At 54.1% G+C, this 519-nt stretch carries 1 protein-coding gene; it reads left to right on the forward strand.

Annotated elements, in window-relative coordinates:
* Nucleotides 1-519: hypothetical protein (locus ACQY5R_RS18355; protein WP_428610731.1), on the forward strand; the 519-nt coding region annotated here is incomplete at both ends.

Here is a 519-nt window from a genome sequence, read left to right on the forward strand (position 1 = left end):
GCAAGCTAAAGGAGTTCCTGGACCTTGAGCAAGGGAAAAGAAGTATATTCGACTACACGAGGCAGTTCAACACCCTGGCTCAATATGGCACATACCACATCGACACGGATGAAAAGAAGGCCAACCTGTACCATGCAGGGCTCACCATCCACCTACAGGAGCGCCTAGTGCATCTCTCTAGTTTGTCATACAAGTTGGCAAGTGAAGCCATTGACCAAGAGAGGATGATGAAGGTCGTTGCTGTGGCTGATGAGAAAAAGAGGAAGAAGATGATGCCCGGATCTGTGGGAAGTGGTAGTTCTAGCGGTGCCCCTCCGAAGTACCGCATGGTGTATACCCCGCCGGGAGGTCAGCTGCGTCAACCACAACAGCAGCAGAACTGGGGCAATCGCCCTCAATTCCAACCGCGGCAATTTCAGCGACCACAGCCACAACAGCAGAGGCAACAGCAACAGTTCAACCGTGCTCCTACCCCACCACTGCAGCAGGTTGCTGTCAGGCCGCCACAGCAGGCACCCA

The sequence above is a fragment of the Sedimenticola sp. genome (assembly GCF_050289425.1).
Classification (GTDB): domain Bacteria; phylum Pseudomonadota; class Gammaproteobacteria; order Chromatiales; family Chromatiaceae; genus Sedimenticola.